At 56.7% G+C, this 14,246-nt stretch carries 13 protein-coding genes; 9 read left to right on the top strand and 4 right to left on the bottom strand.

Annotation, left to right across the window (positions count from 1 at the left end; genetic code table 11):
- The first annotated feature begins 67 nt into the window (after positions 1 to 67).
- Entirely contained in the window at positions 68 to 1,771 is a 1,704-nt protein-coding gene (locus B9Z39_RS04455) for a tetratricopeptide repeat protein (protein ID WP_108300852.1), read from the top strand.
- Here the strand turns inward: B9Z39_RS04455 and fliN are convergent.
- The 4 genes from fliN to B9Z39_RS04475 are packed head-to-tail and all read right to left on the bottom strand — an operon-like array spanning position 1,665 to position 5,586.
- Positions 1,665 to 2,084 (bottom strand): flagellar motor switch protein FliN, encoded by a 420-nt coding sequence (gene fliN, locus B9Z39_RS17140; protein WP_108300853.1) that lies wholly within the window; start codon positions 2,082 to 2,084, stop codon positions 1,665 to 1,667. The genes B9Z39_RS04455 and fliN overlap by 107 nt on opposite strands.
- 17 nt (positions 2,085 to 2,101) lie before the next feature.
- A complete protein-coding gene (fliM, locus tag B9Z39_RS04465) occupies positions 2,102 to 3,094 on the bottom strand; it encodes a flagellar motor switch protein FliM (protein WP_100145388.1) in 993 nt (330 codons plus the stop codon).
- A 9-nt stretch (positions 3,095 to 3,103) separates the two neighbouring features.
- Complete coding sequence (fliL, locus tag B9Z39_RS04470; protein WP_108300854.1) at positions 3,104 to 3,694, bottom strand: flagellar basal body-associated protein FliL; 591 nt, start codon at positions 3,692 to 3,694, stop codon at positions 3,104 to 3,106.
- Positions 3,695 to 3,732: 38 nt separating this feature from the next.
- The gene (locus tag B9Z39_RS04475) at positions 3,733 to 5,586 is read right to left on the bottom strand and encodes a flagellar hook-length control protein FliK (protein ID WP_108300855.1); all 1,854 of its coding nucleotides are present in this window, start codon (positions 5,584 to 5,586) and stop codon (positions 3,733 to 3,735) included.
- A 189-nt stretch (positions 5,587 to 5,775) separates the two neighbouring features.
- Here B9Z39_RS04475 and flhA point away from each other — a divergent pair, with 189 nt between their 5' ends.
- The 8 genes from flhA (at position 5,776) to B9Z39_RS04515 (ending at position 14,200) form a co-directional block, all read left to right on the top strand.
- Positions 5,776 to 7,872 (top strand): flagellar biosynthesis protein FlhA, encoded by a 2,097-nt coding sequence (gene flhA, locus B9Z39_RS04480; RefSeq protein ID WP_100145394.1) that lies wholly within the window; start codon positions 5,776 to 5,778, stop codon positions 7,870 to 7,872.
- Positions 7,873 to 7,917: 45 nt separating this feature from the next.
- Positions 7,918 to 9,318, top strand: a complete 1,401-nt coding sequence (locus B9Z39_RS04485; RefSeq protein ID WP_108300856.1) for a hypothetical protein — start codon at positions 7,918 to 7,920, stop codon at positions 9,316 to 9,318.
- The gene (locus B9Z39_RS04490; RefSeq protein ID WP_100145398.1) at positions 9,311 to 10,138 is read left to right on the top strand and encodes a MinD/ParA family protein; all 828 of its coding nucleotides are present in this window, start codon (positions 9,311 to 9,313) and stop codon (positions 10,136 to 10,138) included. The genes B9Z39_RS04485 and B9Z39_RS04490 overlap by 8 nt, the downstream gene beginning before the upstream one ends.
- Before the next feature lie 5 nt (positions 10,139 to 10,143).
- Complete coding sequence (gene fliA / locus B9Z39_RS04495) at positions 10,144 to 10,890, top strand: RNA polymerase sigma factor FliA (protein ID WP_100145790.1); 747 nt, start codon at positions 10,144 to 10,146, stop codon at positions 10,888 to 10,890.
- Entirely contained in the window at positions 10,887 to 11,681 is a 795-nt protein-coding gene (locus tag B9Z39_RS04500) for a hypothetical protein (RefSeq protein WP_143474144.1), read from the top strand. The genes fliA and B9Z39_RS04500 overlap by 4 nt, the downstream gene beginning before the upstream one ends.
- 93 nt (positions 11,682 to 11,774) lie before the next feature.
- Positions 11,775 to 12,197 carry a flagellar export chaperone FliS gene (gene fliS / locus B9Z39_RS04505; RefSeq protein WP_100145402.1) on the top strand — a complete coding sequence of 141 codons (423 nt, stop codon included), beginning with the start codon at positions 11,775 to 11,777 and terminating at the stop codon, positions 12,195 to 12,197.
- Between the two features lie 123 nt (positions 12,198 to 12,320).
- Positions 12,321 to 13,181, top strand: a complete 861-nt coding sequence (motA, locus tag B9Z39_RS04510; protein ID WP_100145404.1) for a flagellar motor stator protein MotA — start codon at positions 12,321 to 12,323, stop codon at positions 13,179 to 13,181.
- Positions 13,181 to 14,200, top strand: a complete 1,020-nt coding sequence (locus B9Z39_RS04515; RefSeq protein ID WP_143474145.1) for a flagellar motor protein MotB — start codon at positions 13,181 to 13,183, stop codon at positions 14,198 to 14,200. Before motA ends, B9Z39_RS04515 begins: the two co-directional genes overlap by 1 nt.
- Positions 14,201 to 14,246 lie beyond the last annotated feature (46 nt).

Genomic DNA, 14,246 nt, shown 5'->3' on the forward strand with positions numbered 1-14,246 from the left:
TGTTCGGTCACCAAATGCTTGGGCTCGTGCTTTATATACTTGTACATCGTTTGTATTATTTTTTTGTATGAACCAAAGTCTTGCCTCCCAGGATGAGTTGTCTCAAAAGGCGGCGGCGTCCGATCTGAATACCCGCCTGCAACAAGCGTTTGCGCACCATCAAGCAGGTCGCTTAGAGCAAGCACGTACGGGTTATGAACAGATTCTGTTCGAGCAACCGCAGCATGCCGATGCACTTCATCTGTTGGGCGTCGTTGCCATCCAGACCCAGAATTATTCCCAAGCCGTGCAATGGATTGGCAAAGCCATCCAGGTGAATCCGAAGGCACCAGCGTTTCATGCCAACCTCGGCTGTGCGTTGCATGAACTCAAACAGTACGAGGCGGCGGTGGCGGCCCATGACCAGGCCATTGCGCTACAGCCCGATTTTGCAGATGCCTATACCAACCGTGGCAATGCACTTCGACAACTCAAGCAATGGCAGGCTGCTTTGGAGAGTTATGACAAGGTGCTCCACCTCAGGCCTGATCACGCGCAAGCACATGCCAACCGTGGTGTCGCTCTGCGCAAGCTTGGGCAATGGATGGGGGCGTTGGAGAGTTATGACACTGCGATCCGTTTGGCACCCAACGAGGCGGGTGCATACAACCGGCGTGGCAATGTGCAAAAAGATTTGATGCAACTGGAGGCTGCGCTGGCAAGCTACAACCAAGCCATCGCGTTGGATCCGAATTTCGCCAACGCCTACTTCAACAAATCGTTGCTACTTTTGTTGATGGGTGACTTTGCACAAGGTTGGCCATTGTATGAGTGGCGTTGGACGCAAGACCCGTTGCTCTCCGCCAAGCCCCGCCTTACCCAGCCGCTGTGGTTGGGTGACGTGTCGATTCAAGGCAAAACCATTTGGCTCTACGCCGAGCAAGGCTTGGGAGATACCTTGCAGTTTTGTCGTTATGTTCAGTGGGTGGCCGACTTGGGTGCGAGGGTGGTGCTGACCGTGCCACAGTCTTTGCTGGCTTTGCTGCGTGGCTTGGATGGCGTGACCGAGCTGCACCAAGAGGGGCAGCCCTTGCCAGTGTTTGACTACCACTGCCCTTTGATGTCGCTGCCATTGGCCTTCAAGACACAGAAGGGGACCATTCCCAGCTACTCGTCGTATCTCTCGTGCGACCCGGACCTGGTGCAGCAGTGGGCACAAAAACTCGGCCCCAAAACCAAACCAAGGGTGGGCCTGGTGTGGTCCGGCAGCACGCGGCACGACGACGACCACACCCGCAGCCTGACGCTGGCGCAGTTGATGGCTTATTTGCCCGCAGGCATCGACTATGTGAGCTTGCAAAAAGACGTGAGGCACGCAGACCAAGCCACACTGCAAACCCATCCCGGCATCCGACACCTTGGCGATCAACTCCGCGACTTTGCCGATACAGCCGCTGTGTGTGCGCTGATGGATGTGGTGATCAGCGTGGACACCAGCGTCGCGCATCTGAGTGCAGCGCTGGGTCAACCCACCTGGGTGTTGTTGTCGTATGTGCCCGACTGGCGCTGGTTGTTGGCGCGAGAAGACAGCCCGTGGTATCCCTCGGCCAAGCTCTACCGACAAACACAACACAGAGCCTGGGCCGAGGTGTTGACCCAGGTGAGGGCAGACCTGACCGCTCTGTTTAAATCAGTTTCAGACGCTCAGAAGAAGGCACCACACGCGTCAGACGCACGCCATAGCGGTCATTTACCAGCACGATTTCGCCTTGGGCCACCACCGAGTTGTTGACCAACAGGTCGAGCGGTTCGCCCGCAATGCGGTCGAGTTCCACCACGCTGCCTTGGGTCAGGCGCATCAGGTCTTTGATCTTGATTTGCGCACGGCCGACTTCGATCGACAACGTGACCGAAATGTTTTGCAACACCTCGGGGTTGATGTTGCCGGGTGACATCGGCTTGAAGTCCTCCAGCGAGGGGTCTTCGTTGTGGCCATGTGCCGATGCGTGCTCGTCGTGCTCGTCCACGCTCACTGCGACGTGGTCGGCCTCAGCCAGGGCGGCTTCGCCGTCTTCGGCGTTAGGGTTTTCGGTTTTTTCAGTCATGGTGTGTGTCCTGTCTCTCAAAGTTTGCCGTGAACGTGTTCGTGGTCAATTTGCACGGCCACTTGCGAGCCACGCGTTCCCACATTGACGTGGAAGGTGGGCACGCCGTTGGCAGTCATCAGCGCGGTGTCGTCTTTCTTGAAGAACAGCAATTCGCCTTCTTGCAAGTTGTTGAGGTGTTGCAGGGTGGTTTTGATTTCACCCATGGTGACTTGCAATTCCAGGCGTGCATCGCCCACGGCCGCGGCCAGGTCTTTGCGCCATTTGCGGTCTGACTCTTCGTTGCCTTCGCCGCTTTGCACGCGGCTGCTGAGCAACTCTCGAATGGGCTTGAGCGTGGCATAGGGGTACACCAGATCGATGAAGCCTTTGCCGCCGCTCACGGTCGCGTCGGCTTCAAAGCGGCTCAACACGACCAAGTCGTTCTCGTCGGCAATTTGGGCAAACTGTGGGTTGATCTCCGAGCTCACGTGTTCGCACTCGATGGGCATCAAGGGCCCCCAAGCTTCAGTCAGTGAGCGAAAGAACACTTCCAAAATGATCTTGATGATGCGTGTCTCGGTGGGCGTGAACAAACGGCCTGAAGGCAGTTCGCCCACCCCTTTGCCAAAGCCACCAAAAAAGCTGTCGAGCGAGCTAAACACCACATTGGGGTCGATGATGATCACCGAGTTGCCACGCAGCGGGTTCATGCGCACGATGTTCACCGACAAAGGGGCTTTGAGGCCTTTGAGGTAGTCGCCGAACTTCAGAATCTGCACCCGTGTGGGGTTCACCCGTGGGCTGGTACGCAGCACCTCCAGCAAGCCCAGACGGAACAGTCGAATGAAACGCTCATTGATCATGTCGACCGACGAGACGTTCACCCCTAGGCTGCTGTCTTCGCTGGCCAGGTCGTGTTTGCGCACGCGCGCGCGGGTGTTAAAGCCCGTGTCGGTCTCGATCGAACCGTCGCGCACCCCGTCAGACAGGGCGGCCAGTTCTTCTTGCGAGAGCAGGTTGGATTTCATGGGCTTGGCTTACTGCATCACAAACGAGGTGAAAAACACATCTTCAATGCCACCGAAGTCTTCGTACTTCATCAGCATTTCATTCATCACCACTTTGATCTTGGCCGCCAACTCGGTGCGGAAGTCAGGCCTGGCGGTGTCGGCTTCGGTCGACTGACGCATCACATCCAGAATGGCTGAACGAATGGCGAACTCATGCTTTTTGACGTTGTCAAACACGCGTGCGTCGTAGTGGGTCATCACGGCAATCTGCACCACCATCACCTTTTTGCTGTTGGTGATGTTGGTCATGAACTCTTTGTCGATCTGAAGGTAAGTGTTCTCAAAGCGCGTGGCTTCGGCTTCTTTCTTCACCTTCGATGGACCTTCGGGCATGGCGTGTGCGTCTTCTGCGGCTTTGTCGAGCTCGTCAATCTTCTCGTGAGCGGCGGCTTCGCTCTTGTGTGCGAAATAGCCTGACATGAAAAGTGTGCCGAACACCACCGAGACAATCAAAAGAATCACCGACAAAGCGATCACGGCGATCAGAAGAATGGGCTTCTTCTTTTTCGGTTCGCCTTCGACTTCTTCGGTGCTGGGGGCTGCTGCTGCTTCTGCCATTTTTCGTACTCCTGTTATTCCAGATTGTCGTGCGTCATTTATGCATAGAGGTCAAGCAAGGACGCATTGGCCTTGGTGGATACAGCCTCAGCGCTGGTGACGCTGTTGCTGCTCTTGACTTGCGAGGATGAATTTTCGCCAACTTGAGACTGCTTTGCAGAGCCTCTCGATGGGTTTTGCTGCGTGCCACGGCTGTCTTGGCCGATGTGGAATTGACCCGCATGAATGCCAAAGTTTTCAAGTGCATCGCGCAAACGCTGGCTGCTGTTTTGCAACAAGTCACGCGTGAGTGGGTTGTCGGCATGAATCACGGCATCGAGTTTGCCGTCTTTCATTTCAAGCTGAATTTCAACGCCGCCCAAGTTGGCAGGACGCAAACCAAACTTCATCTTCCATTCGCCGTCGCTGAGTTGCTTGTGCATGCGTGCGGCCATCTCGGTGGCCATCTTGTCGCTGAGCTGGTCATAGACCTCGCTCATGTGCACATCCGATGCTGCATGCGTGCTGCTGGCGATGCTCGTGTTGGCTGGCACAACTTGGCGTGACATGGCTTGGCCAAATTGGCCCGCGCTGGCGTCACCGCTGGAGGCTTGTTGTTGCCCGGCGTCTTCGCCTGTAGTCCCTGACTCAAAGGTGGCCGCCAATGCGGTGATGTCTTGTTCGTTCAAACCAGAGCCCATCAACGACAACACCGCCGCGGTGCTGGGCGTGCTGCTGATCGCCGAGGTCTGTGCCACAGCGGGTGGCAAGACGGTGATTTGAATGTGTTGAATGCTGGCCAGGTCGCTCGGCGTCAAGCCTTGCAACGCGGCCCCCACGGTGGGTGTTGCTGTGGATGTGGCCGTGGATGTGGCGGTAGGTGTGACCGTCGTGGCGGCCATGTTGTTCACCACGATCGCTTGTGTCAGGTCAGCGTTGGGACCTGGGGCCGCCAGCGCGGCGATGTTGACGTGGATGTTGCCATTGTCATTGGCTTGAATCGCGACGTTGAGCAAAGGCGAGGCCAGTTTGTCCGTCAGTTGTGCCGATGGCGGGTTCAGCGACACCGTCAATTCAGTGGGCGTGTCTGTGGCGCTGGGTGTGATGGCCCCTGGCTGCACATCGGCGCTGGTGGCCACAGGGCCCATCAGCTTTTGAATGGCTGCTTCGTCCAGGCCCATGGACTTGGCAAAGGCCGTCAAGCTTTCGGAGCTGGGTGCTTGGCGTGGGTCGGTGATGATGCGCATGTGGGGACTCAACGCCACGGTGCGCAACGGTGTGGCCGTGGCTGCATCGCTGCTGGGTAAGGCCACGTCTTTCAAATAAGGATTGGCTTGCAGCGCTTGAGGGCGAACTTCTGCGGTGCCCGGTGTGGGCAAGGGCGCCGCCGCGAGCACCGTGACTGGGGTGTCGGGGGACACCACGCTGGGCAGGGGACTGGCACTGTTCGCATTAGTGGCGTCGGTGACCAGGCTGTTTTCTGGGCTGGCTTTGTGCGGTGCCCGTTTGCTGGTGTGTGTCTGGCCTGACGCATCGTTGGCGTTGGACGAGTACTCGTCGGCGCGTGCCTGGCTGTTGCGCGTGTCAGATCCTTCATCACTGTTGGCGGCATCGAGTGCCTGCCGATGGGCTGTTTGCTGGCTCTTGTCATCGGCTTGCGCTTGGGCATTGGCACGTGTGGTGCGTGTGTTGTCCGTCGCAGGTGATGGGGAGGGAGAAGGAGCGGCAAAAACTTGCCGCTGTGACGATGGCATGCGTTCGAATTGCCGCGCCATGATTTTGGCGAAGTCCAGCCCCAGGCTGGCACCCGCAGCAAGGCCCACCCCTGCCGCAGCCCCTGCGGGCAGGGCGGTGCTGGGTGTTGGTGACACCGACGGAGCCGGTGGCATTTGAAGGTAACTGGACAAGTTCATGTTGGTTCAAATCGAGTTGACCCAGGAGTAAAGCAAAAACCGTGACAGGTCAGTTCTTGCCGTTTCTCATGTGGGTTGGCTCACCATGTCAGTTTGGGCTGGCACATCGATTGCTTGAGGTACTTGCCGAGGAAATCATTTCCCGACAAAAAGAAACCTAAACGTTCCACTTTCAACTGGATTTCACTGATGAGCACGCTCACTCTGTCAACGATTCGACAGAACTTGTCAAAGTTTGACCTCAACGGACTAAGTATTCCGGTGGTCGTGCTCGTCATCATGGCGATGTTGGTGTTGCCACTGCCCCCGCTGTTGTTGGACTTTTTGTTTACTTTCAACATCATGTGCAGCTTGGTGGTCATCATGATCGCCATCGGTACCCGCAAACCGCTGGAGTTCTCTTCTTTCCCTACCGTGCTGTTGTTTGCCACCATGTTGCGCCTGGCGCTCAACGTGGCATCGACCCGCGTGATCTTGGTCCATGGCCACGAAGGCGCGCATGCTGCTGGCAAAGTGGTGGCGGCGTTTGGTGAGTTTGTGATTGCCGGTAACTATGTGGTGGGCTTCATCATCTTTGCGATTTTGATGATCATCAACTTCGTGGTGGTGACCAAAGGTGCAGGCCGTGTCTCTGAAGTGAACGCGCGTTTCACCTTGGACGCCATGCCTGGCAAACAAATGTCCATCGACGCCGACTTGAACGCTGGCGTGATTGACCAAGAGACGGCCAAGAAGCGTCGCGCTGAGTTGGCCCAAGAGTCGGACTTCTTCGGTTCGATGGACGGTGCTTCCAAGTTTGTCAGCGGCGACGCCATGGCCGGTTTGTTGATTCTGCTGATCAACTTGGTCGGTGGCTTGATCATCGGTGTGGCGCAACACGACTTGCCCGTGGGCGAAGCCGGCAAGCTCTACACCTTGTTGACCATTGGTGATGGTTTGGTGGCACAAATTCCATCGTTGCTGTTGTCCTTGGCCACTGCCATCGTGGTGACCCGTGTGACCACCGCCGAATCTATTTCAGAGCAGGCCTCGAGCCAATTGGCCAACCCGACCGCGCTGTTTATTTCTGCTGCCATTTTGGTGGTGTTGGGCATGGTGCCTGGCATGCCTCACCTGATGTTCATCACCCTGGCCGTGGCTTCAGCCGGCTTGGCTTTGATGATCGTCACCCGCGAAGTGCAAGACGAGCAAGCCGTGCAAGCCGTCAAAGATGCCGCGCCTGTGGAAGCCCCCAAAGAGCTTGACTGGGACGATGTGGACCAGGTCGATTTGATCGGTTTGGAAATTGGCTATGGCTTGATTCCTTTGGTCAACGCCGACACCGGTGGCGAGTTGATGAACCGCGTCAAAGGCGTGCGTAAAAAACTCTCCGCTGAGCTGGGCTTTTTGGTGCAGCCCGTGCGCATTCGTGACGACCTCAACATCGACCCCGACGCCTACAACATCGTGCTCAAAGGCGTGGTGCGTGGCAAAGGCGAAGTCAAAGTAGGCCGTGAATTGGCCATCAACCCCGGCCATGTGTACGGTCAACTCGAAGGCATTGCCACCCGCGAACCCGCCTTCGGTTTGGAAGCGGTGTGGATTGAGCCTTCACAACGCGACCAAGCGCGCACCCTGGGCTACACCGTGGTGGATGCAGCGACGGCCATTTCGACCCACCTCAACAAAGTGTTGCGTGAAAACGCCTCTGAAATGTTGAGCCATGACGAAACCCAACAACTGCTCGACAAACTGGCCGCCAAGTCGCCCAAGATTGTGGAAGACCTAGTGCCTGGCAAGTTGTCATTGGGTATCTTGACCCGCACCTTGCAAAACCTGTTGGCCGAGTCGGTGTCGATCCGCGACATGCGCACCATCGCCGAAGCTTTGACCGAGGCCAGCACACGCACCCAAGACCCCGAACAACTCACCGCCATGGTCCGTCCCAAGCTGGGCCGCATGATCATGCAAAGCCTGGTCGACAGCGACAGTGGTTTGCAAGTCATGACCTTGGAGCCTTCGTTGGAGCAGCTCTTGCACAACGTGTTGCAACAAAGCCAACCTGGCCAACCCGTGGTGATGGAGCCTGGTTTGGCAGAAAACTTATTTGCCGGTTTGCGCGATGGCGCCCGCACTGTGGAAGACATGGGCCACCCCGCTGTGCTGGTGGTCTCGCCTGTGATTCGTGGCTGGTTGTCCAAAGCGGCACGCTTTCGGGTGAACGACTTGACGGTGCTGTCTTACAGCGAAATCCCAGATGACCAGGCTGTCAAAGTGATCCACACCGTGGACGCCAAAGCCCGATAACCCCTTGATACCTATAACAACTTCAAAGACTGAGTGAGCTGACACATGGAACTGAAACGAATCCTTGCCCGCGATGCACGTTCCGCCAACGAAAAGGCGGTGGCCCAGTACGGCCCAGATGTGATGGTCATCTCTACCAGTCAAGTCAATGGTCTGACCGAACTGATCGTGGCTGTCGACTTGGCGCCGCTCACCCCCGAAGAGGCCGAGCCATTTTTGAAGACAGATTTCGCGCGTCCTCACAGCCTCAAACCCACGCCTAAATTCGATGTGTTGCTGGGCCAGACACTGGACCACAACAAACGCACCTCGCGTGAACGTCAAGCCACCCAAGTGGCCAAGTCGATTGTTGAAGTATCTGCCAACCCCACACACACGCCAGCCGTGAAAACCAAAACAGTGGCGCACAAAGCCAGCAAGCCCGTGGCAGACGAGACAGACTCTGTCAAAGCGCAAGAACACGACAGCTTGCGTGGCAAAGAAATTGTGGCCTTGGTGCGTGAAGAGCTGGCCTCTTTGCGACGTGAATTCAAACTCGGTCAGCAAATGGCTGCGTGGCAAGGTGGCATGCCACTGCCCGCTGCACTCAACCCCTTGCGTGACGCGCTCAACGATGCCCCTATTCCTGTGGCCTTGCGTGCTTTGCTGATTGACAGCATCAAAGACCACGACAACTTGGCCGACGCCATGGGCGCGCTGCAACGCCAACTCAGCCACGCCGTGGCGCAAACGCCGGCACCTGCCCCGATGACTGGCATGCATGTGCTGGCCGGCCCGTCGGGTGCTGGCAAGTCGCTGATGGTGGCGCGTTTGGCCCAAAGCGCAGCCGTGCAACATGGCTGCGAACAAGTCATGGTCATCAGCTACCAAGACCAGCGCGCTGGCGCCTGGAACCAAACCCAATTGCTCAGCGCCCAGTCCGGCGTGGATTGCTTTCGCGCCAGCAGTGCGGCCACACTCAAACTCTTGCTGGAAGAGCATGCAGACCGTCAACTGGTGATCATTGACACCCCCGGCGTGCAAATGAACGAGCGCCTAGCCGATATCCGCGCCTTGCGTGCCGATGTGCAGTGCCACGCGGTGGTGCCCGTAGATGCGTCTGCGGCCACCCTGCGTCGCGTGTTTGAAAACACCGACAACCGCTGGGCCAGCCTGATGTTGAGCAAGCTCGACGAAGCCTGCCAGCCCTGGGCGTTGTTGCAGTTTCTGACAGAAAAAACCTTGGGCGTGTCCGTGGCCAGCCGCGGCGACCGTACCGCTGACTTGGTGCAAGATGTGTCGATGGGTGACTTGGTGCAGCGTGCCTTGGATAATCTGCCCTTGGCGCCCAGCGACGAAGCGTCGCCCAGCTTGCGTGATGCTGCCGTGAACAGCCTGGCTGCTTCCAAGCTGTCGCAAATCGCTGCGCGATTTCAACCCGAAACCACAGGCATGACCCATGAATAAACCTCGCAAAACAGAAGTCATTGGCATCGCCAGTGGCAAAGGCGGCGTGGGTAAAACCACCACCTCCATCAACCTCGCGGTGGCGTTGAGTCAGATGGGACACAAGGTCATGCTGTTTGACGCTGACCTCGGTTTGGCCAATGCCCAAATTGCTTTGGGTGCGCGCGCCGAATACAACCTGGGGCACTTCTTGGCAGGGCAAAAGAGCCTCAACGAGATCATGGTCACCACACGCCAAGGCATCCGCTTGATTCCGGGTGCATCGGGCATGCAAGAGTTGGCCGCCTTGAGCCAACTGCAAGCGGCCAGCATCGTGCAGTCGTTCAGCGTGTTGGCTGACGATGTGGACTACTTGATCGTTGACGTCGCAGCCGGCATCTCGCCTTCGGTGTTGTCGTTCTTGGCGGCCTGCCAGCGTCGCTTCATCGTGGTCAAAGACGACCCTTCCTCCATTGCAGATGCTTACGGCACCATCAAAATTTTGACCAAAGAGATGGAACTCAACGAGATCTATCTGTTGCCCAACATGGTTCACAGCCAATCCGATGGCTGGAAGCTGTATAAAAAACTCAATGACGTGTGCGTGCGTTTCTTGGGGGAGCCCGTGCATTACCTGACCTCGATCGAAGAGGATGAAATGGTGCTGCGTGCCCTCAAAAAATACCAGTCAGTGCTTGAACTCGCGCCTGGCAGCGGCGCCGCACGCGATTACCGCCGCTTGGCCGAAGCCTGCACACAGCTGCGTCCCTTGGGCCACCTGCGCGGTGGAATGCAATTTTTCATGGAGCGACTGATTCAAACCAGTCCGTCAGACACATGAAAGCCATGTCACCCGTTCAAATGTACGAATCCTGCAAGCCCAAGGGCGAGGATTTGGTCATGGCCCATCTGGGCTTGGTCAAGCGTGTGGCGCTGCACCTCAAAGCACGCATTCCCGCCTTCATGGAGCTTGATGAGTTGATCCAGGTCGGCATGATTGGTTTGCTCGAAGCCTCGCGTGCGTTTGACCCCGTCAAAGGCGTGGAGTTTGAAAACTTCGCCCACAGCCGTGTGCGCGGTGCCATGCTCGACGAGGTGCGTCGCCTGTCGTTTTTGCCTCGCTCAGCGGTGGCGTTCAACAAATCGCACAACGAAACCATCCACACCTTGGCGGCTGAGTTGGGGCGCACGCCCACCCAAGCCGAAATTGCTGATTACATGGGCAAAGATTTAGAGGATTTCCACAAAGAGCGGGGCAAGGCCAAGCGCTTTGAGACTTACTCGATGGAAGTGGTCACTGAAGAGGTGATGAGCATTGCCGACGATGCATCGCAACAGCCTGATGTGATTGTGGAAGAAGCCCAGTTCATGGATGCGGTGACCGATGCGATTGCACAGTTGCCCGAACGCGAGCAACTGGTTATGCAGCTTTACTACGTGGAAGAGTTCAACCTGAAAGAGATTGGTGAGACCCTGGGGGTGAGTGAATCGCGGGTGAGCCAAATTCTGTCCTCGGTGGTCAAGAAACTCCGTGGCACCTTGAAAGTGGACGGGGGGGAGACGGATACACCCGCCATGAGGAGACGTGCATGAGTAACTTCATGATGAACATGATCTCGTGGGTCTTGCTGCTCTTGGTGATTTTGACTTTGTATTTGATCGACAAGGTCAACCATCTGGCCAAACTCTATGAGCCGCCCAAACCGCCAGAACCTGTGGCACAACCCGAAGCAGAGCCGTCGGGTGACTTGCTGTTTGTCGGCCTGGAAGGCAAGAAGCTATGGGACGCCATGAACGGCAAAGCCGTCGACGGCTTTGACAGCAAGTTGCTGGACTCCTTGCGTTTGCACTACGAGCCCATTTTGCGCGCGCACATCAGTGCTGCATTCCACGACGGCGTGCGTGACGCCAACGAAGCCGAGGCCCAAACGCCCAGCTCGCAACGCCAAATCAGTACCGTGCGTGGTCATGTGCAGTCGTGGTTACCGCCTCAGCATTTGGGCAGTATTTATCGCGTCGGTGTGGAGTACGGTGGTGCTTACGCCAAAGACCCCAATCCCGATGTGTTGGCACGCCTGAAACAAACCCTCGACAGCGTGAGCAGCATGCTGTACCAGCGCGCAGGTGTCACTTTGGATGTGCCGTACTCCGAGCTTTTGTTGTCGCCCCCTGAGCCCGAGCCGCAAGCGGAGGCGCAAACACCCGAAGACGTGCTGGCACTGACCGACCAAACCGATCAAGTGCAGGTGTTGGAGCCCAACCTGGCCCAAGGCCTGGAGCACGCACAAGCATATGAAGAGCAGCAGCGGCAAGATCTTGCCGCTGGGGCGGATGCCGAGGTGATTGAAGCCACCTTGTCTGAGCACGAACTCAAGCCCGCGTAAGAACATCGCGATGTGCACCATCTCCTATCTCAAGTTTGGCGTGTCGCTACCGATACTGGCTGTGTCAAGTAGAAAACACAGGAGTTAAATCACATGCGAGCCAACCAACGAGCCATCCAGAGCTACGGCGATGTCAAAGTCACCAGTGGCGTGTCCTCGGCCAACAATGTGCAATTGATTCAAATGCTGTTTGATGGACTGCTCGAAAGCCTGGTGGCTGCACGGGGTCACATCCAACACAAAAATATCACTGAAAAATCCAAAGCCATTGCACGTGCCAGCCGCATCGTGATTGGTTTGCAAGGTGCTTTGGATTTCGAAAAAGGCGGCGATCTGGCCAACAACCTCAACGAGTTGTACAGCTACGTGACCCGCCGTTTGTTTCATGTCAACGCCCAAAACGACGTGCTTGTTTTGGACGAGATCCATGGTTTGATGCGCGAGATTCGCGATGCCTGGGAAGGCGTGCCCGCCTTGGTTCCCGCGACTGCCCGACCTGCTAGTTTCATGAATTGAGAAAGCTTTCTTGCTGTGAGGCGAGATAGCTCTCTTTTTAAGTTAATCTAGCAGGTTGACGAGAAATTTCAGGCGCATATCAGAGATCCCTCTGAATGCGCCATCCTGCTTAGGGAGTGTTAGATGTCAGCAATTATTGGTTTGGTGGTTTTGTTCATTTGCGTGTTCGGCGGCTTCGTGATCGCCGGCGGCAGCTTGGCACCCATCATCAAATCCACTCCCTTCGAGATGTTCATCATTGGTGGTGCCGGTGTGGGCGGCATGATCACCGGTAACTCCAGCCACATTTTCAAAGGCGCTTGGGGTGGTATGGGGCGCGTGATCAAAGGCCCCATGTACAAGAAAGAAGATTACATCGGCATCATCGCGGTCATCTCCAAGCTCATGAAGACGCTCAAAGCAGAAGGGGCGGTGGCGATGGAATCGCACGTCGAGAATCCTGAGGCCAGTGCCATTTTTGGCGAGTGTCCCAAGATGCTGCATGACCACGGCCTGGTGGCCTTGGTCTGTGACACCATCCGTTTGATGGTGGTGTCTTCAGGCACCTTGAGCCCTTATGCGGTGGAAGATGTCATGACCGCCTCTATCAAGCTGCATCACCACAACGAAATGAAAAACGCCGAAGCGATTGCCACCCTGGCGGGCGCCTTGCCTGCGTTGGGCATTGTGGCTTGCGTGCTGGGTGTGGTGAAGACCATGGGCGCGATTGACCAACCGCCTCCTGTGCTGGGTGGCCTGATTGGTGGTGCTCTGGTGGGTACGTTCTTGGGGGTGTTTTTGGCTTACGGTATTTTTGAGCCCTTTGGCAGCCGCCTCAAACAGATCATTGACGAAGACGGTGAGGCCCTCAACGTGGCCAAACAAATCATCATCGGCAACATGCATGGCTACCCCGTGCCCTTGATCATTGAAGCTGGACGCGTGTGCATCAGTCACACCAACCAGCCCTCCTTTGGCGAAGTCTTTGATGCGCTGAGGAAATAATGGCTGAAGAAAAAGACGAAGCCGCCCTGGCTGCACAAGCGGCGGCCGCTGCTGCGGCTGCTGCCGAAGCAGAAAAGGCTGCCGCTGAAGCCGCTGCGGCAGCAGCCGCACCTGCGCCTGTCATCATCATCAAGAAAATCATTGACGATGGCCATGGCGGAGCGCACGGCGGCGCTTGGAAAATCGCTTTGGCCGACATGATGACCGCCATGATGGCGTTCTTCTTGTTGATGTGGCTGTTGGGCGCGTCCAACGAAGACCAGCGCAAAAGCATCGCTGACTACTTCAAGCCCACCTCGCAAAGTCTGGTGGCCATTGGACAACTCGCAGGCTCTAACGGTGTCTTGGGTGGACGCTCCATCATTGACCCCGACGGCTTTCCATTTGCGGCCAAACAAACTGCGTTGCTGGAACGTTTGACACCTCGCTCCGAGGGCGGGCCCAACCCCAGCACCGACCCTGGCCAAGAAAATAACAACCCCTACTCAGACCCCGACAAGTTGACGCCTGAGCAGAAAAAAGACATTGCTGCTGCGCAAGAGAAAGCCGACTTTGACAAGTTGGAAAAAGAGATCGAACAAAAGCTGTCTGAAAACAAAAAACTCGGCGGTCTGAAAGACCAAGTGTCTGTCACGCGTGACAAGCAGGGCTTGCGCATTGAGATCATTGACAAAGCCGACTTTGCGATGTTCCCCAGCGGTGGCATGAGCATGCAGGGCAAGGCGTCGAGCCTGATCAGCGAAATTGCGGCTTCTTTGGCAGAAATGCCCAACAAGATTGCGATTCGTGGCCACACCGACAGCGTGCCGTTCCAAAACAAAGAAGGTCGCAACAACTGGTCGCTCTCGGCCGAGCGCGCGGAAGTCACGCGTGCCTTGCTTGAAAAGAGTGGCATCAAAGAAAATCGTTTTGCGCGCATTGAAGGGGTGGCTGACACCGACCCGTTCAACCCCAAAGATCCGCGTGATCCACGCAACCGACGCATGAGCATCACCGTGCTCTACAACGACCAAGACTGAAAAAGCAGCCCTCGGGCTGCTTTTTTCATGGGGACAGCGCGTGGCG

This window comes from Limnohabitans sp. JirII-29 (assembly GCF_003063395.1).
GTDB lineage: Bacteria > Pseudomonadota > Gammaproteobacteria > Burkholderiales > Burkholderiaceae_C > Limnohabitans.